At 62.2% G+C, this 16888-nt stretch carries 17 protein-coding genes; 1 reads left to right on the forward strand and 16 read right to left on the reverse strand.

Going from position 1 to position 16888, the window contains the following annotated elements; all coding sequences use genetic code 11:
- Positions 1-251: 251 nt before the first annotated feature.
- The 16 genes from G473_RS0121130 to rpsB form a co-directional block, all read right to left on the reverse strand.
- Positions 252-1205 (reverse strand): EAL domain-containing protein, encoded by a 954-nt coding sequence (locus tag G473_RS0121130; protein WP_161631025.1) that lies wholly within the window; start codon positions 1203-1205, stop codon positions 252-254.
- Positions 1206-1418: 213 nt separating this feature from the next.
- Positions 1419-2600, reverse strand: a complete 1182-nt coding sequence (gene lpxB / locus G473_RS0121135; protein ID WP_029014742.1) for a lipid-A-disaccharide synthase — start codon at positions 2598-2600, stop codon at positions 1419-1421.
- Positions 2597-3415, reverse strand: a complete 819-nt coding sequence (locus G473_RS0121140; protein ID WP_029014743.1) for an LpxI family protein — start codon at positions 3413-3415, stop codon at positions 2597-2599. The genes lpxB and G473_RS0121140 overlap by 4 nt, the downstream gene beginning before the upstream one ends.
- A 9-nt stretch (positions 3416-3424) precedes the next feature.
- Positions 3425-4216, reverse strand: a complete 792-nt coding sequence (lpxA, locus tag G473_RS0121145) for an acyl-ACP--UDP-N-acetylglucosamine O-acyltransferase (RefSeq protein ID WP_029014744.1) — start codon at positions 4214-4216, stop codon at positions 3425-3427.
- 65 nt (positions 4217-4281) lie between these two features.
- Entirely contained in the window at positions 4282-4761 is a 480-nt protein-coding gene (gene fabZ, locus G473_RS0121150; RefSeq protein WP_029014745.1) for a 3-hydroxyacyl-ACP dehydratase FabZ, read from the reverse strand.
- On the reverse strand, positions 4742-5788 hold the full coding sequence (lpxD, locus tag G473_RS0121155) for a UDP-3-O-(3-hydroxymyristoyl)glucosamine N-acyltransferase (protein WP_029014746.1): 1047 nt from the start codon (positions 5786-5788) through the stop codon (positions 4742-4744). Before lpxD ends, fabZ begins: the two co-directional genes overlap by 20 nt.
- Before the next feature lie 20 nt (positions 5789-5808).
- Positions 5809-6480, reverse strand: a complete 672-nt coding sequence (locus tag G473_RS0121160; RefSeq protein WP_161631026.1) for an OmpH family outer membrane protein — start codon at positions 6478-6480, stop codon at positions 5809-5811.
- A 14-nt stretch (positions 6481-6494) separates the two neighbouring features.
- On the reverse strand, positions 6495-8822 hold the full coding sequence (bamA, locus tag G473_RS0121165) for an outer membrane protein assembly factor BamA (protein ID WP_029014748.1): 2328 nt from the start codon (positions 8820-8822) through the stop codon (positions 6495-6497).
- Between the two features lie 17 nt (positions 8823-8839).
- A complete protein-coding gene (gene rseP / locus G473_RS0121170) occupies positions 8840-9994 on the reverse strand; it encodes an RIP metalloprotease RseP (RefSeq protein WP_029014749.1) in 1155 nt (384 codons plus the stop codon).
- A 36-nt stretch (positions 9995-10030) separates the two neighbouring features.
- On the reverse strand, positions 10031-11212 hold the full coding sequence (locus G473_RS0121175; protein WP_029014750.1) for a 1-deoxy-D-xylulose-5-phosphate reductoisomerase: 1182 nt from the start codon (positions 11210-11212) through the stop codon (positions 10031-10033).
- Positions 11203-12036, reverse strand: coding sequence for a phosphatidate cytidylyltransferase (locus tag G473_RS0121180; RefSeq protein ID WP_154667505.1), 834 nt, complete (start codon positions 12034-12036; stop codon positions 11203-11205). The genes G473_RS0121175 and G473_RS0121180 overlap by 10 nt, the downstream gene beginning before the upstream one ends.
- Before the next feature lie 3 nt (positions 12037-12039).
- Positions 12040-12780, reverse strand: coding sequence for an isoprenyl transferase (locus G473_RS0121185; RefSeq protein ID WP_029014752.1), 741 nt, complete (start codon positions 12778-12780; stop codon positions 12040-12042).
- A gap of 30 nt (positions 12781-12810) precedes the next feature.
- Positions 12811-13368, reverse strand: a complete 558-nt coding sequence (frr, locus tag G473_RS0121190) for a ribosome recycling factor (protein ID WP_029014753.1) — start codon at positions 13366-13368, stop codon at positions 12811-12813.
- A gap of 1 nt (position 13369) precedes the next feature.
- Positions 13370-14095, reverse strand: a complete 726-nt coding sequence (gene pyrH / locus G473_RS0121195) for a UMP kinase (RefSeq protein ID WP_029014754.1) — start codon at positions 14093-14095, stop codon at positions 13370-13372.
- A 54-nt stretch (positions 14096-14149) separates the two neighbouring features.
- Positions 14150-15073: a translation elongation factor Ts gene (gene tsf, locus G473_RS0121200; RefSeq protein ID WP_029014755.1), complete on the reverse strand. Its 924-nt coding sequence runs from the start codon at positions 15071-15073 to the stop codon at positions 14150-14152.
- A gap of 145 nt (positions 15074-15218) precedes the next feature.
- Positions 15219-15998: a 30S ribosomal protein S2 gene (gene rpsB, locus G473_RS0121205; RefSeq protein WP_035708507.1), complete on the reverse strand. Its 780-nt coding sequence runs from the start codon at positions 15996-15998 to the stop codon at positions 15219-15221.
- Positions 15999-16305: 307 nt separating this feature from the next.
- Between rpsB and G473_RS0121210 the strand changes: the two genes are divergently transcribed.
- A complete protein-coding gene (locus G473_RS0121210) occupies positions 16306-16872 on the forward strand; it encodes a hypothetical protein (RefSeq protein ID WP_029014757.1) in 567 nt (188 codons plus the stop codon).
- Positions 16873-16888: the final 16 nt, after the last annotated feature.

Consider the following 16888-nt stretch of genomic DNA (forward strand, 5'->3'; position numbering starts at 1 on the left):
GGGCCGCCCGCGATTCTTATCTGTTTTCTGGTGCCAGACCGTTCAGATGGCGCCCGCCCGCCCCGGTCAACGACAATCCCGCGCCCATCGGCAAAAGGCTGGCGCGCATCGCCAAGCTGGGATTGATCCTGGGGATCATCGGATTGCTGGGCTATTCGGCTTTTTACTACCGTTAAGACCGGACACTTTCCGGCCCCCTGGCGACCCACAAACGGGCTGCCGGAGATGAACCGCCGGATTATTCCCCGTCGTCAGGCTACGGCCATGGGGCGGCCCAGAAGGTATCCCTGCACAAGATCGGCCCCTGCGTCGCGTACCCAGGCCAGTTCCCCGCCGGTCTCGATCCCTTCCGCCACGACCTTCGCGCCGCAATCATGCGCGATGCCGATCAGATGGCGGACAATGCTCTGCTTATAGCCATCCGTATCGACATCACGGATCAGGGCCATATCGATCTTCATGAAATCCGGCTGCAGAAGCTGAAGCAGGTTGAGCCCGGAAAAGCCCGCGCCAATATCGTCCAGAGCCACCTGGAAACCTGCCGCCCGATAATAATCAAGGATGGCCCGCAGATGGTTCTCATCATGGGCCCGCGTCGTCTCTGTCACTTCAAAGACGATATTCTCCGGAATCAACCCAACACGGCGAACCAGATCCCGCGTTGTCCGCAGGCAGAAATCCGGGTCATAGATAGAAGATGGATTAAAATTTACGAAGAGATGCGCCCCATCATTCGGTCGGCGGGCCATGGTGTTGATGGCCGACTGGCGGGCCTTCAGGTCCAGCGCGAATAATAGCCCCGCTTCCTCCGCCATGCCGAACAAGGCATGGGGCGCCAGGATGTTCCCCTCCTCAGACCGGCCCCGAAACAGGGCCTCATAGCCAAAGGGCGCCCCATCTGCGCCATAGATCGGCTGCAACATGGAAAAATAGCGATCTTCCTGCAAAAGCTGGGTCAACCACTGACCACGGATATTGGCAATCGCCTGACGTAGCGTGATGGCCGCCAACAGGTCGCTGATCCCAGGCTCCCGATCCACAGGCAGGATGACACAACGGGAATGGGCAAGCTCCTCCCCCGTCAACCCGTCTGACAAAGCCACCATCAGTTCAATCAGCGTGGTTTCCGACAAGTAAAAACGATAGCAGAGCGGGTCCTCCATCCGTCCCGTATCCACCCCCAGGCATTGGACGATTGTCCGCATCTTGGAAACGCTATGGGCGGTGGGCAGACGGATAAGCACGAGATTCTGTGAAAATATGGAGAAAGGCAATGTTTCGCATTCAGGGCAAGTCATTGCCATAACGTCTTCATCCTCAGGCTATCGCGGGGAGGCACTCCATACTTTTATCATAGAACGACCACGGTTCCTGTTAAGGAATCCCTTAAGATTAGTCTGTTCGCTTTACGCCATCGACTAAAAGACAGCGCCGTCCGCTTGGTGGCCGATGACATTCAGCACAACCTGGGCTGCACGACGGCTTGGCGCGCGCGCGTCGCCCTGCCCCAGCCAGCGGGCCACCTCGGCCACGCCGTCAATCTGGTGCTGCCGCGCCGCCGGGTCACACAGCAGGCGGTCAACCGCATCCGCCAGCTTGTCCGGCACGCAATCACCCTGCAAATATTCCGGCACCAGCATCTGGTCTTGCATGATGTTAACCAGATTGGCGTATTTGACCCGGATCAACCGTCGGTAAAGCCGGTAGGTCAGCGGGTGAATGCGATAGGCGATAATGGCCGGCAGACGTGCCAGCGCCAGCTCCAGGGCCACAGTACCGCTTGCTGCCAAGGCCGCCGTGCTGGCCGCAAAGGCATCATATTTTTCCCGGTCGCCTTCCACCACAATCGGGGCCAGCGGCCAGCCGGCAATGGCTTCCCGGACGGCACCGGCAACCTTGCCCAAGGTCGGCACCACAACGCGCAGATCAGAATGGCGGCCCGCCAGAATGGACAGCGTATGGCCGAAATCAGGCAACAGAACCTTGATCTCGCTGCGCCGGCTGCCGGGAAGAACCGTCAGCAACCGGGTATCCGCCGGGATGCCGTGCCGGGCGCGGAAGGCTGCGCCATCCCCCTGCTCAACCCCGGCCTCGACGATGGAATGGCCGACAAAAGTGGCCGGCAACCCCACCTTCTCAAAGTAAGGCGGCTCAAAGGGCAGCAGTACCAGCAGGTGATCCAGGAAGGCCGCGATCTTCTTTGCCCGTCCCGGCCGCCAGGCCCAGACGGTCGGCGCCACATAATGGATCAGCTTGATCGAGGGGTCCGCCTTGCGAACCTTCTTCGCCACCCGGAAACAAAAATCCGGCGCATCAATGGTGACAACCGCATCCGGCTTCAGGGCCAGCACGGTATCAGCCGTCTGCCGGATGCGGCGCAGGATATTGGGCAGCTTCGGCAGAAGTTCGGCAAGACCGAACAGGGTCAGTTCCTCCATCGGGAAAAGGCTGGTCAGCCCTTCCGCGATCATACGCTCCCCGCCGATACCGGCAAAGCGCACCTGCCCGCCGGTCACCTCTTTCAGCCCCGCCATCAGACGGGCGCCCAACACATCGCCCGACGGCTCTCCCGCGACGAGAAAAATCAGCGGTGCGGTCATGGCGTGATCCCCAGCAGGAACAGGCCGGCGGCATCAGCGGCTGTCACCGCTTTGTCGCGGCCCAGGAAAAGGGTGTTGCCGGCCTGGGCGGCAATCCCGGCAAAACCGGCCGCGATACAATTATCCACCGTATCCGGACCCAGGGCCGGCAAATCCAGCCGCCGATCCTGTTGTGGCTTGGCACATTTCACCAGCACCGGCCCCGGCCCTGGTCGGCGCAGGGCGCCGCAACGCTGGATCAGCGCATCGGTACCCTCAATCGCCTCAACGCCCAGCACCACGCCCTGCTGCACCACAACCGACTGGCCGATATCCAGGCCCCCGAGCGCCCGGGCAACCGTGATGCCATGGGCAATATCAGCCAGCGCCTGCTCATCCGCCCGGTGCGTACCGAGCGGGCCTTCCGGGGTCAGAAGGCCGGTGATCAGGGTTTGCACGCCGACGACGCGGAACCCCTCTTCCTCCAGCACCTGAGCCACGCCGCGCAGCAATCCATCATCACCCAGGGCCTTCAGGCCGATGCGGGCGAAGAACTGGGTAGCCTTCCAGTCGGGACGCAATTCGGTCAGGGAGGGCCGGCGAACGCGGCCAGCCATGACAATGTCGCCCACCCCCTCGGCCTTCAACCGATCCAGGATGGCCCCTGCCGCCCCCAGGCGGAACCAGGCATGGGGAATGTCGGGCGACAACCATTCCGGCGTCGCCTGCCCTTCCAGCGCGATCAGAAAAAAGTCCCGCCCGTCCCGGCGGCAGGTCTCAACAAGATTGGCCGGCAGATCGCCCCCGCCTGCCAGGATGCCGAGCTTCGGCGCCATGATGCCGCCTCAGCGCGGCAGGGTCAGGGCGCGCGACCCGCGCTTGGCCAGGAAATCCAGCATGGACGCGACCAACTCACTGTCGGCGAACTCCTTGCCCGCTGCTTCCATACGCTCCGCCATCGTGCCATCAGCCGTGGTGAAAATACGCTTGAAGCCATTGCGCAACGCGCCGATCTGCTCCCGCGAGAAACCGCGACGCTCCAGCCCGACCAGGTTAAGCCCGGCCAGGAAGGCGCGTTCGCCCTTCACCAGACCATAGGGGATCACGTCAGCCTCAACGCCGGACATGCCGCCGATCATGGCATGGGCGCCGATGCGGACCCATTGATGCACCGCTGACAGGCCGCCCAGCACAGCATGATCCCCCACCTCGACATGACCGCCCAGCGTCGCGTTGTTGGCGAAAATCACATTATTGCCGACGATGCAGTCATGGCCGATATGGACACCGACCATGAACAGGCCGCCATCGCCCACGCGTGTGACCATGCCGCCACCCTCGGTGCCGGGATTCATGGTCACCTGCTCCCGGATACGATTGTTGGACCCGATGATCAGTTCCGACGGCTCGCCCTTATATTTCAGGTCCTGTGGCGGATGCCCCAGGGACGCAAAAGGATAAACCACCGTGCCGGAGCCAATGCGGGTCCGTCCCTCTACCGAGACGTGACTGACCAGCCGGACATTGTCCCCCAGCACCACATCGGGGCCGACGACGCAGAACGGACCGATGGTCACGCCTTCGCCGATCCGGGCGGCAGGGTCGATGATGGAAGAGGGATGGATATTGCTGCTCATGTCCGGGTCATTCCGTCGAAGGGGGATTGGGGGGCTGCCGGGATGATAGCCATCCCGGCAAAGCCTCACGCCTTCTCGCTATCCATGACAATCATGGCAGAATAAGTGGCTTCGGCGTGCAGATTGCCATCCACATAGGCCTCACCCTTGAACTTCCACACATTGCGGCGGTTCTGCAGGCGCTGGACCTTGATATGGATCTGGTCGCCGGGAACGATGGGGCGGCGGAATTTCGCCTCCTCAATCCCCATGAAATAGACCAGACGGCCTTCCGCCTCCTGACCCAGCGTGTGCATCACCAGGATGGCCGAGGTCTGGGCCATCGCTTCCACGATCATGACACCGGGAAATACCGGCTTCTGCGGGAAATGGCCGGTGAAGATCGGCTCATTCACGGTGACATTCTTGATGCCGGTGCAGCTTTCGCCCGACACGATATCCCGTACCTTGTCCACCAACAGCATCGGATAGCGATGCGGGATCATCTGCATGATCCGCAGGATGTCGAGCTGTTCCAAAACCTGATTATCCGCCGTCGCGTTCATCGCCTTGTCCACTTTTGCCCCTGACAAGCCGGCCCATCATGGCGACCTGGCGGAAATATTGGCGCTTCGGCAAAGCGGGGGTGCCAAACACCTCCGTGCCGGGCTCCACGTCCCGCATGACGCCGCTTTGTGCCGCGATACGCGCCCCGGCGCCGATGGTCAAATGACCGGCAACGCCCGCCTGCGCCGCCAGCACGGCATGATGGCCAAACTTGGTACTTCCCGAAATTCCGGACTGGGCCACGATGACGCAGCCTGCCCCGAGCTGGACGTTGTGCCCGATCTGCACCAGATTATCAATCATACAACCCCGGCCGATCACCGTATCGGGGCCGGCACCGCGGTCGATGGTGACATTGGCCCCCACTTCCACGTCGTCTTCAATGATGACGCGGCCGAGCTGGGGCACCCGGACATGGCGGTCAATATCCATGGCAAAGCCAAAACCGTCCTGCCCGATACGGGCGCCGGGATAGATCATCACCCGCGCGCCGATGATGCAGTGGGACAGTGAAGCGCACGCACCGATGATGCTGTCGGCACCGATCTGCACATTCCGTCCGATCACGGCGTTGGGGGCCACGCGCACCCGGTCGCCCAGCACGGCCCCCGCTTCCACCACCGCGCCGGCTGCAATCTCCACATCCTGGCCCAGCACAGCGGCGGGGTCCACATGGGCCGCGGCAGAAATCAGGCCATTGGCCTGGGGCAAAGGATAAAAGGCCTGCGCGCACAAGGCATAGGACCGGTACGGCTTCTTGGACAAAAGCAGCGCCATCCCCGCCGGTGCCTTGTCAGCCAGGGCCGGATGCACCACGCAGGCAGCCGCCTTGGAGGCGTTGAACGCCTCGACATATTTCCGATTATCCAGGAAAGAGAGTTGCCCCTCCCCCGCCGCATCCAGGGAGGCTACGTCGTTCAGCAGCAAGTCCGGATCGGCACCGGGGGCCAGTTCGCTGCCGGAAAGGGTTGCCAGCGCCGCGAGCGTGAAAGGGCCGGCGCGGTCGAAGAAACGGGGATCAGCCATGATCGGCTCCGCAGATGGGATCAGGGGGGCGGTAGATTGACGGCGATTGTTGGCAGGCGGGCATTCATCCGCTCCAACACTTCCAGCGTGATATCGCCGGCATTGCCTGATTGATAGACGATGAACTGGCGTGAGATGACCAGCGTGGCGCCCGTTTCCTTGGCGACCTCCGCAATCACCTGGTCCAGCGTATTGATGGCGGAATTGCGCGCCTGGTTGAAAGCCACATCCAAGCGGCGGGTCCGTTCCTGCAGCGCTCGCCCCATGGCAGAGACCTGGGATTCGAATTCTGTCCGCTTGCGGTCGAACTCCTCAGCCGCCACGGTCTGGCGCATGCGCGCCAGATCCTGTTCGGCCAGACGCAGCGTTTCCTGTTGCGCCGCCACCTCGCGCTGGAACTGGTCCTTCTGCGCATCAAGCTGCTGCTGGATGGATTGCATCACCGCCGCTTCCTGAAGGATGCGGGGAATATCGACAATGGCCACCTGGGCATAAGGCAGGCCACCACGCCGCCCCGGTGACGCAGGCGCCGTACTGGCCGTGGGCTGGGCCACCACGGGGCCATCCTGAACCAGCGTCACATGAGGGGCCGATTGCAGGGGGGAACCCTGTGCATAAGCAGGGCCCATAAAGGCCACCGGCCCGACCGCAAGGGTCAGGCCGGCAACTGCCAGATAATGGGGTCGGAACAAAGCCGCCCCCCGCATCAGAAGCGCGTACCGAAGCTGAATTTCAGCGTCTCGGTCTGGTCATAATCTTCCTTGGCAATCGGATAGGCCAAGTCGAGACGGATGGGGCCGAACGGCGATTTCCAGGACACACCCACACCGGCGGCCATGCGGATCTTGTTGCTGTCGCGGAACACGTCACCCTGGCCCGGCGTCTCCTTCGATGCGGTCAAGGTACCAGCATCGTAGAAGGCGTGGGCCTTCACGCCCAACTCGTCCGGCAGGCCGAGCTTGGTGGTCAGTTCCAGGCTGGCACGGGTGAAGATCGTGCCGCCCAACGCGTCGCTGTTATTCGGATTATTGGGGTCGGGCACGTTACGCGGACCGATACCACCAATCTCGAAGCCGCGCAGCGTATCGCCACCCAGGAAGAACCGGTCATTAATGCGCAGGCGCTTGCCCATGCCCCAGATATGACCAGCTTCCGTCGTCAGGCCCAGTACCACCTCTTCAAACGGCTCCCAGTAGTTACCAGCGGTGACGCGGTTACGCAGATAGCGCGTATCACCGCCCAGGCCGGCAAACTCATTGGAAATCAGGAAGTAGTAACCCGACGTCGGTTCCAGACGACTGTCACGCGCGTCATAGAGCAACTGGCTTTCCACCGACGAGGTGATGGTCGAGCCAAGCTGGTCCAGCAAGAAGCGCGAGGAGCCGAAATAGACATTGTCGATCTTGTTCTGCGACAGCGAGTAGGACACACGCTGACGCAACCGTTCCGACAGGGGATAGCCCATGCGCAGCACCACGCCGGTGCTTTCCAGGTCATAAGCGATGCTGTCACGGTTATCGCGCACCACGCGGAACACATCGACGCCGGCGGCCAGATCGCGGTCGAGGAAATAGGGCTCCGTAAAGCCCAGATCGACCTCGAAACTGCGTGATGACAGCAGGGTGGACAGGCGGAGATCCTGGCCCTTGCCCAAGAGGTTGCGCTGACGGATCGAGAAGTCCAGCAGTGCACCATCGGTCGTGGAATAGCCGGCACCGAGCTGGATTTCACCGGTCGGCTGCTCTTCCACTTCCACCGTAACAACGGTCTGGTCACGGTTACTGCCTTCAGCCGTCTTCACGGTGGCTTCCAGGAAATAACCGAGATCTTTCACGCGCTGTTCGGACCGTCTGATCTTGGAAATACTGAACGGGTCGCCTTCGACCAGCAGCATTTCGCGCCGGATCACCTTGTCGAGCGTGGAATAGTTGCCGACAATGTCGATCCGCTCAACGAAGACGCGCGGCGTCTCCTTCAGTTCGAACACCAGATCGATCGTCTGATCTTCCTGGTTCCGCTCCAGCAGCGGGTCGATATCGACGAACGCATATTGCAGATCGCCAAGGCGGTCGGTCAGGGCGGTGATCGATTCCTCGATCTTGTCGCCATTGTACCATTCGCCGCTGACGGTATTCAGCGCCTGATAGAGCGGACCAACATCGACACCGGGGATGTCGCTGGTGATCTCGATCTTGCCGAACTTGTAGCGCTTGCCCTCATCCACCGTGACGGTGATGAAGAAATCCTCGCGGTCGGGCGTCAGTTCCGCCACGGCCGTCAGCACCTTGAAATCGGCATAGCCATTGCGCAGGTAGTGACGGCGGATCTGTTCCTGGTCGTAGCGCAGACGCTCCGGATCATAATTGTCGTTGGACGACAGGAACCGCCACCAGCGCGATTCCTTGGTGATCATGATGTCGCGCAGATCGTCATCGTCATAAATGTTGTTATTGACGAAGCTGATCGATTCCACGCCGGTCATCTGGCCTTCGTCGATCTCGAAAATCAGATCGACACGGTTCTGCTCAAGCTGAACGATCTTCGGCTCGATCCGGGCGGCAAAGCGGCCCTTGCGGCGGTAGATTTCCTGGATACGCTCCAGGTCCGCCTGCACGCGGGACCGGGTATAGACCGTGCGCGGGCGCAGTTGCACCTCTGGCGCAATATCCTCGGTCTTGACCCGCTTATTTCCTTCGAAGGCAATGCGGTTGATGATGGGATTTTCCACCACCGCAATGACCAGCGTGCCTGCGTCGCGGCGAAGCGAAACGTCAGCGAACAGACCGGTCGCAAAAAGCGACTTCAGCGACTGGTCGATCTTGGCCGGATCGAACGGGTCACCGGGCTGCACCGTCAGGTACGAGCGGACAGTCGTCCCCTCGATGCGCTGCGTGCCCTCGACACGGATGTCGCGAATGATGCCGCCATCAAACGCCTCCTGGGCCATGGCGCCGCTGGACAGCGCGATGACGGACGTTGCGGTCGTGCCGCCGAACAGCAAGCACAGCGCCGCGAACCTGGAAACCGAACCCAAGCGTTCCCCCAAAAAGGCTAAGACAGGACACCCTTGACGAAATCCACGACACGAAGCGACCGAAGATCGTTCCATGTCACGAAAACCACCAAGGTCAATACCAAAGCCAGACCGAGCCGCAAACCATATTCCTGGACCCTCTCATTCAGGGGCCGCCCGCGAATAGCTTCCATTGCGTAATACAGCAGATGCCCGCCGTCCAGCATCGGAATAGGAAACAGGTTCAACAAGCCCAGGCTGACGGAAAGCGCAGCCACAAACCAGATCATTGTCACAAAGCTGGTCTGCGCCACCTGACCGGTCATCTGTGCGATACGGATGGGGCCGCCCAGCTCATTCGTGCTGCGCACACCCATGACGATCTGCCAGACGGATGTCAGCGTATCTTCTGTCAAACGCACCGTGCCCTTGGTGGCTTCCCAAATGGCAATCAGAGGCGTCTGACGGCGATATTCATCACTTCCACGCAAAACCCCCAGCCGGCCTATCGTATGGACATTGCCGAACCGGTCTTCAAGCTGGACCGAACGCGGCGTCACCGACATTTCGATCTGCTTGCCCGCATCCGGATTGGCCGGATCAGGCCGTTCCACCACAGCCGCCACAGGGCGACCGGGATTCATCACAACGACGCTCAGGATATCCTCAAACCGCGGTGTGCTCCGTCCATCCATGGACAGGATGCGATCACCGGCCAGCATACCCGCTTCCGCCGCCGCCCCGTCGGGCATCACTTCCTTGATCACCGGGGGCGTGTAGGGCTGCCCATAAACGATGAACATGAAGGCAAGCGCGATGATGGCGAAGATGAAATTCGCCGCCGGTCCTGCCACCACAATCGCCATACGCTGCCACACGCGCTTATGGTGGAAGGAAACAGCCTTCTCCTCCGCGCTCATGGACTGGACGGCAGCGTCAGGGGCGCTGGCCGCATTGGCGTCGCCAAACATCTTCACATAGCCGCCAAGCGGGATGGCGCTGAACTTCCAGCGCGTCCCCGCGCTGTCCGTGAAGCCGAAAAGCTCACGCCCGAAGCCGATGGAGAAGACCTCCACCCGAACCCCGTTGCGACGCGCCACCCAATAGTGGCCGAACTCGTGAACGAACACGAGGACGGTCAACACGACCAGGAACATCACGCCGTAATTCCAGATGAAGCCGAAGACTTCCATCAATACGCCTCGCAGCTCCGTTAAGGCCTCGCTGGCCTAACCCGCAATTTCGGCAAAGGCATGGCGACGCGCTTCACTATCCGCCGTCACCACATCTTCCAGCGACCCCAGGGCCGCATGCGGCAGGGCCGCCAATGTCCGTTCCACAATCCGTTCAATATCCAGGAAGCCGATGCGCCCTTCCAGGAAAGCGGAGACGGCCACCTCATTCGCGGCGTTCAGCACTGTAGGGGCCGCCCCCCCCGTACGCAAGGCCTGCCGCGTCAGCGCCAGGGCCGGAAAACGCGCCGGATCGGGCGACTCGAAATCAAGGCGTCCCGCGCGGATCAAATCCAGCCGTTCCCCCGGCGTGGCGATCCGTTCCGGCCAGGCAAGGGCAACAGCGATGGGCGTGCGCATATCCGGCGTGCCAAGCTGGGCCAGGACAGAACCATCGATATATTCGACCAGACTGTGGATCACGGATTGGGGGTGGACCAGAACCTCGATCCGCGCCTCCGGGATGGCGAACAGGTGATGGGCTTCGATCAGCTCCAACCCCTTATTCATCATCGTGGCACTATCGACCGAAATCTTGGCGCCCATCGACCAGTTGGGATGGGCGCAGGCCTGTGCGGGCGTCACCGCGGCCATGCGGACGCGGTCCCAGGTGCGGAAAGGCCCGCCGGACGCGGTCAGAACCAGCCGCGACACAGCATCGCGCCGCGCCTCGTCGAACACCTGGAAAATGGCGCTATGTTCGCTGTCCACCGGCAGCAGGGTAGCCCCGTGCCGCCGCACTTCCGCCATCACCAGCTCGCCGGCGCACACCAGCACTTCCTTGTTGGCAAAAGCCACCGTGGCCCCGCGGCGGATAGCCGCCAGGGTGGGGGCAAGGCCGGCAGCACCGACGATGGAAGCCATGACCCAATCCGCAGGGCGGGCCGCAGCCTCCACCACGGCCTGGGGCCCGGCGGCAACTTCCGTGTCGGTTCCTGCCAGGGCTGCCTTCAACTCTTCATAGCGGGAAGCATCAGCAGTCACAGCCAGACGCGGCCGCAACAGGCGGACCTGCTCGGCCAGTTTGGCAATATTGCCATTGGCGACAAGCGCCTCAACCCGATACCGATCAGGATAAAGGGCCAGCAACTCCACCGTATTGGATCCGACAGAACCGGTGCTTCCCAGCACCGTCACCGATCGCAGAGCTGATACCGACTCCGCCGTCATCACCACCATTGCAGCCATTCCCCGGCAAGGGCATGGATCAGGGCAAAGAGCGGAGCTGCGAAGATCAACCCATCAATGCGGTCCAGAATACCGCCATGGCCGGGGATCAACTTGCCGCTATCCTTCACATCCACCCGCCGCTTCATATGCGATTCGAAAAGGTCACCCGCCTGCCCGGCTACCGCCAGCAAGGCGGCAATGATGAAGGCCACACCGGGCCGGGCCGCATCGGCAATCAGTGCCACGACAAACCCGACCAGCGCGGCCGAGAGCATGCCCCCGATCAGACCAGCCCAGGTCTTTTTCGGGCTGATGCGTGGTGCCAGTTTCGGCCCGCCAATCGTCCGGCCCGCAGCATAGGCACCGATATCGGTCGCCCAGATCGCCAGAAGCAGGAACAGGAACAGGGCCAGCCCGTCCGTGCCATTCTCTGTACGCAGCCAGTCCAGAGCTACACACGACAGCGCAATATAGGGAACCGCTGCCGCCAATAGCAGCCGATGCTTCATCCGTGTCACCAGGGCAGCGACAAAAAGCAGCGGTGTCGCCGCGAGCGCGACGAGCACCGCATCGCCGGCCCCCCGGAACAGGTCCGTCGCCACCACAGCCACCACGGCCAGCAGGGAAAGGGTGAAAGGCACAGCCTGGTGCCCCGGCTCTGCCAGACGCACCCATTCCCGCACGCCCAGCACTGCCACCAGCATCACCAGAAGATCGAAGGCGGGGCCACCGAGCCAGACAGCCGCCAGAACCGGCGGCCCCAGGACAAGGGCGGAAATAACGCGCAGGCGCAGCTCGGCTTTTTTGGAGAGGGGAGCAGGGTTATCGGCCACGGATCAGCGGCTTCCAACCGTGGCGCCGAACCGACGGTCGCGCCGATGATATTCCTGGATCGCTTCTTCCAGATCGCGTCGGCCAAAATCCGGCCACAGCGTATCCAGGAAGACCATCTCGGCATAAGCGAGTTGCCAGAGCAGGAAATTGCTCACCCGTTTCTCCCCGCTGGTCCGGATCATCAGATCAGGATCGGGGATATCATCCCCGGTAGAAAGATGGGCTGCGAACAGTTCCGCCGTCACCGCTTCAGCCGCAAGCTCACCATCCCGGACCGCGACAGCAATTTTGCGAGCCGCTTCCACCAGTTCCTGACGTCCACCATAAGACAGGGCGATAACAAGGGTCATCTGTGTGTTGCCGGCCGTCAGCGACTCAGCATTCTCGATCAGAGCCTGGATATCAGCCGACAGTCGCTGCCGTTCACCGATGATACGCACACGGATGCCGTTACGGTGCAGCTTCGCGATTTCCCCCCGAAGGTAGAAACGCAGAAGCTGCATCAGGGCGGAAACTTCATCCTGCGGACGGGTCCAGTTCTCCGTCGAAAAACTGTAAAGCGTCAGGTACCGCACGCCCAGTTCGCGAGCGGCCTCAACTGCGGCGCGAACCGCCTCCACACCTTTTTTATGACCAACGGTACGCGGCAGGCCTCGTGCCGTCGCCCAGCGACCATTGCCATCCATGATGATGGCAATATGCGCCGGCGGCGTACCGAAACCAGTATTACTGGAACCAGGCATGGTGAACGGACCCCTTTCCTGACAGGTCCGTCAGACCTGCAGGATCTCTTTTTCCTTGGTCGCGAGCGCCTCGTCGATCTTCTTGATATGGGCATCGGTCACGGCCTGGATCTTCTCAGACCATTGCTTCTGCTCGTCCTCGGACAGATCGCCGTCCTTCTGCGCCTTCTTGGCGGCATCCATGCCATCACGACGCACGTTGCGCACGGCAACACGGGTCTGTTCGGCATATTTGGCGGCAACCTTGGTCAGTTCCTTGCGCCGCTCGGAATTCAGTTCCGGGATCGGCACGCGGATGGTGGACCCTTCGGTCTGCGGGTTCAGACCCAGACCACCGTCACGGATCGCCTTCTCAACAGCCTTGACCGTGCTGCGGTCGAAGACCTGGACCGTGATCAGGCGCGGCTCCGGCACGGAGATATTGGCCACCTGATTGAGCGGCACAGTCGTGCCATAGGCATCAACCATCACCGGTTCCAGCAGGTTCGCAGAAGCGCGGCCGGTACGCAGGCCGGCAAACTCCTTACGAAGCGTCTCCAGGGCGCCGGCCATGCGGCGTTCGATATCCTTGAGGTCGGGAGCGGCCACCTTATGCCTCTTCGGTTATGATGGTGAACGTGCCCTGCCCGGCCATCACTTCGGCAAAGGCCCCATCGGTCACGATGGAGAACACCAGGATGGGGATCTTGTTCTCGCGGGCAAGGGAAATTGCCGACGCATCCATCACGGCGAGATCGCGCGACAGAACGTCCAGATATGTCAGGCGGTCGTAACGGACCGCATCCTTCACCTTCTTCGGGTCGGCGCTGTAGACGCCATCCACCTTCGTCGCCTTCAACAGCGCGTCGCAGCCCATTTCGGACGCGCGCAACGCCGCGGCAGTATCGGTGGTGAAGAAGGGGTTGCCGGTGCCGGCGGCGAAAATCACCACGCGGCCCTTTTCCATATGCCGTTCCGCCCGGCGGCGGATATAGGGTTCGCAGACGCTGGCCATGGGAATGGCCGATTGCACCCGCGTCGGCACGCCGGCCTTTTCCAGGGCATTCTGCACAGCCAGCGCGTTCATCACGGTGGCCAGCATGCCCATATAGTCAGCGGTCGCCCGCTCCATGCCCGATGCGGCGCCGGAAATACCCCGGAAGATATTCCCGCCGCCGATCACGGCACAGACTTCGACCCCCATATCGATGACCGACTTGATCTCCCGCGCCATCCGATCGACGACGTTGGGATCAAGACCATATTCCCGTTCACCCATAAGGGCTTCGCCTGAGAGCTTCAGAAGAACGCGCTTGTATCGAGCGGAAGCGGGCACGGTTGGTCCTTTCAAATGAGGGTCGGCAGCCTGAAAACGACGATCTAGAGGCCCTTAGCGGGCCATCGAGGCCACTTCGGCCGCGAAATCGGTCGCTTCCTTCTCAATGCCTTCACCCAGGGTGAAACGCACGAAGCCGGTCAGGGCAACCGGGGCGCCCACGTCCTTGGCGGCGTTTTCCACGACCTTGCGGATCTTGGTTTCGCCGTCGATGACATAGAGCTGCTCCAGCAGCACCACTTCTTCATAGTACTTGCGGACGCGGCCTTCGACCATCTTCTCGATGATGTTGGCCGGCTTGCCGGAAGCGGCAGCCTGTTCGCTGAGCACGGCGCGCTCACGGTCCAGGGCGGTCGGATCGACATCGGCGATGTCGAGCGCTTCCGGACGGGCGGCGGCGATGTGCATGGCGATCTGCTTGCCCAGATCGGCCAGCTTGGCCTTGTCACCGGTAGATTCCAGCGCGACCAGCACGCCGATCTTGCCCAGGCCAGGGACCAAAGCGGAGTGGACATAGGAGGCGACGATGCCGTCCTTGACTTCCAGCTTGGCGACGCGGCGCAGGTTCATGTTCTCGCCGATCGTGGCGACGAGGTGGGTCAGTTCCTCACCGACGGTGCGGCCGGTGCCCGGATAGGCAACGCCCTTCAGCGTCTCCAGATCGCCATTGCTGTCCAGCGCCAGGGTGGTGACGGTGGAAACGGCGTTCTGGAAGGCATCGTTGCGGGCAACGAAGTCGGTTTCGGCGTTCAGCTCGACGGCAGCGCCCACGAGACCGTTGGTGGCAACACCAACCAGACCCTCGGCGGCGACGCGGCCGGACTTCTTGGCGGCGGCGGCGAGGCCCTTCTTGCGCAGCCAGTCAACCGCGCCTTCCATGTCGCCTTCGGTCTCTGCCAGCGCCTTCTTGCAGTCCATCATGCCGGCACCGGTCTTCTCGCGCAGCTCTTTGACGAGCGCAGCAGTGATCTCGGCCATCTTCGCCTCTCTATCCGCTAGGGGAATGGGTGGTATAGGAATCGGGCGGACCCGCCGGCACCCTTACAGCATCGGCAGGCCCTGAACAGCATAACGGCCGGACCGCCCCGGATGTCGGGTGCGGCCCGGCCGTCATCACGCAAAATCAGGCCTGGGCCTCGGCAGCAGCCTCTTCCGGCAGCGCCTCAACCGGGGCTTCTTCCTGGGCGCCGACATCGATGCCAGCGGCCGACATTTCGGCCTGCAGGCCGTCCAGCACGGAGCCAGCCAGCAGATCGCAATAGGTCTCGATGGCGCGCAGGGCGTCGTCGTTACCCGGCACCGGGAAGGTGATGCCGTCCGGATCGCTGTTGCTGTCGACGATGGCGACAACCGGGATACCCAGCTTGTTGGCTTCCTGGATGGCCAGGCTTTCCTTGTTGGTGTCGATGATCACCAGCAGGTCGGGCAGGCCGCCCATGTCACGGATACCGCCCAGCGCGCGCTCCAGCTTATCGCGGTCGCGGGTCATGTTGAGCAGCTCCTTCTTGGTGCGACCGGAATGCTCACCGGCGACCAGCTGCTCATCCATTTCCTTCAGGCGGCGGATGGACTGGGAAATGGTCTTCCAGTTGGTCAGCATGCCGCCGAGCCAACGATGGTTGACATAGTACTGGCCACAACGCTTGGCGGCGTCAGCCACCTTTTCCTGGGCGGCGCGCTTGGTGCCGACGAACAGGACGCGACCACCGCCGGCAACCACGTCACGAACAGCCTGCATCGAGCGATGCAGCATCGGAACGGTCTGCTCCAGGTCGATGATGTGCACGCCATTGCGCACGCCGAAGATGTACGGGGCCATCTTCGGGTTCCAACGACGGGTGTGGTGACCGAAATGGACGCCAGCTTCCAGGAGCTGACGCATGGTAAAGGTCGGCATAGCCATAGGAAAACTTCCTTTTCCGGTTCTTCCTCCGCGGGCGACGCCCCCCGGACACCATGTCCAAGGAGACACCGGATCGATCTGCCTGCCACGACCCAACGGATATCCGCCGGGTAAAAGCATGCAGACCGCAAGCCCACGTGTGGGATTAACGACGGGCGCCTAGATACTCCGGCCTCCCACGCATTGCAACCCCGCAACATCGAAAGGATGAGCGATGCCGCCATGCCTTGGCAGGGGGGCAAGGGGTGCCGTATGGTCCGGTCCCAAAAATCATTCAGCATCCCTACTCTATATCAAGCAGATCACGATGTCCCTGCCCGCCTCCGCCCGTCCTGCCGATCTGGATTTACTGACGGGCTTCCTGCGCCGTCAGTCGGGCGGCGATGCCTTGCCCGTCCCTCATTGGGTTGAACCCGGCCTGCTGCCCGAGACGGCACGAAACCTGTTGGCCCATGACCATGGGATGACCGCGACGCTGGAAGCCTATTGGGGCGAGTCGATGCGCCTTTCCGTGCTGCATGCGGAAGAGGCGGCCGGTCTCCTGCGCCGTCACGTCTTGCTGTCCGGGGGCCAAAGCGGGATGCCGGCAGAACTGGGGCTGATCGAAATCAGGCTGGACGCCCTGCCCGCCGCTGCGCAATTCGCGGTGCGCCAGCGCAAGATCCCCTTCGGCGCCATCCTCTCCGCCTGTGGGGTCACCTTCAACAGCCGGCCCGCCGGCTTTCTGGTGCTGAAGGCTGACAATGCCGTAGCAGCATTGCTGCGCATCGTCGCGGGCGATCTGGTGCATGGCCGCGCCACCACCCTTTATGATCGCGATGGCCGGATGCTGGCCACGGCCGTGGAACTGTTGAGCGGCCACCGCCCGGCCTGAAGGCGGGGCGGTGCCG

The organism is Niveispirillum irakense DSM 11586 (assembly GCF_000429645.1).
Lineage (GTDB): Bacteria > Pseudomonadota > Alphaproteobacteria > Azospirillales > Azospirillaceae > Niveispirillum > Niveispirillum irakense.

Excerpts from the sequence above, each read along its gene's own strand:
- G473_RS0121130 (WP_161631025.1), bottom strand. The coding sequence starts at position 1,205 with ATGCGGACAATCGTCCAATGCCTGGGGGTGGATACGGGACGGATGGAG.
- lpxB (WP_029014742.1), bottom strand. The coding sequence starts at position 2,600 with ATGACCGCACCGCTGATTTTTCTCGTCGCGGGAGAGCCGTCGGGCGAT.
- G473_RS0121140 (WP_029014743.1), bottom strand. The coding sequence starts at position 3,415 with ATGGCGCCGAAGCTCGGCATCCTGGCAGGCGGGGGCGATCTGCCGGCC.
- lpxA (WP_029014744.1), bottom strand. The coding sequence starts at position 4,216 with ATGAGCAGCAATATCCATCCCTCTTCCATCATCGACCCTGCCGCCCGG.
- fabZ (WP_029014745.1), bottom strand. The coding sequence starts at position 4,761 with ATGAACGCGACGGCGGATAATCAGGTTTTGGAACAGCTCGACATCCTG.
- lpxD (WP_029014746.1), bottom strand. The coding sequence starts at position 5,788 with ATGGCTGATCCCCGTTTCTTCGACCGCGCCGGCCCTTTCACGCTCGCG.
- rseP (WP_029014749.1), bottom strand. The coding sequence starts at position 9,994 with ATGGAAGTCTTCGGCTTCATCTGGAATTACGGCGTGATGTTCCTGGTC.
- G473_RS0121175 (WP_029014750.1), bottom strand. The coding sequence starts at position 11,212 with ATGGTGGTGATGACGGCGGAGTCGGTATCAGCTCTGCGATCGGTGACG.
- G473_RS0121185 (WP_029014752.1), bottom strand. The coding sequence starts at position 12,780 with ATGCCTGGTTCCAGTAATACTGGTTTCGGTACGCCGCCGGCGCATATT.
- tsf (WP_029014755.1), bottom strand. The coding sequence starts at position 15,073 with ATGGCCGAGATCACTGCTGCGCTCGTCAAAGAGCTGCGCGAGAAGACC.
- rpsB (WP_035708507.1), bottom strand. The coding sequence starts at position 15,998 with ATGGCTATGCCGACCTTTACCATGCGTCAGCTCCTGGAAGCTGGCGTC.
- G473_RS0121210 (WP_029014757.1), top strand. The coding sequence starts at position 16,306 with ATGTCCCTGCCCGCCTCCGCCCGTCCTGCCGATCTGGATTTACTGACG.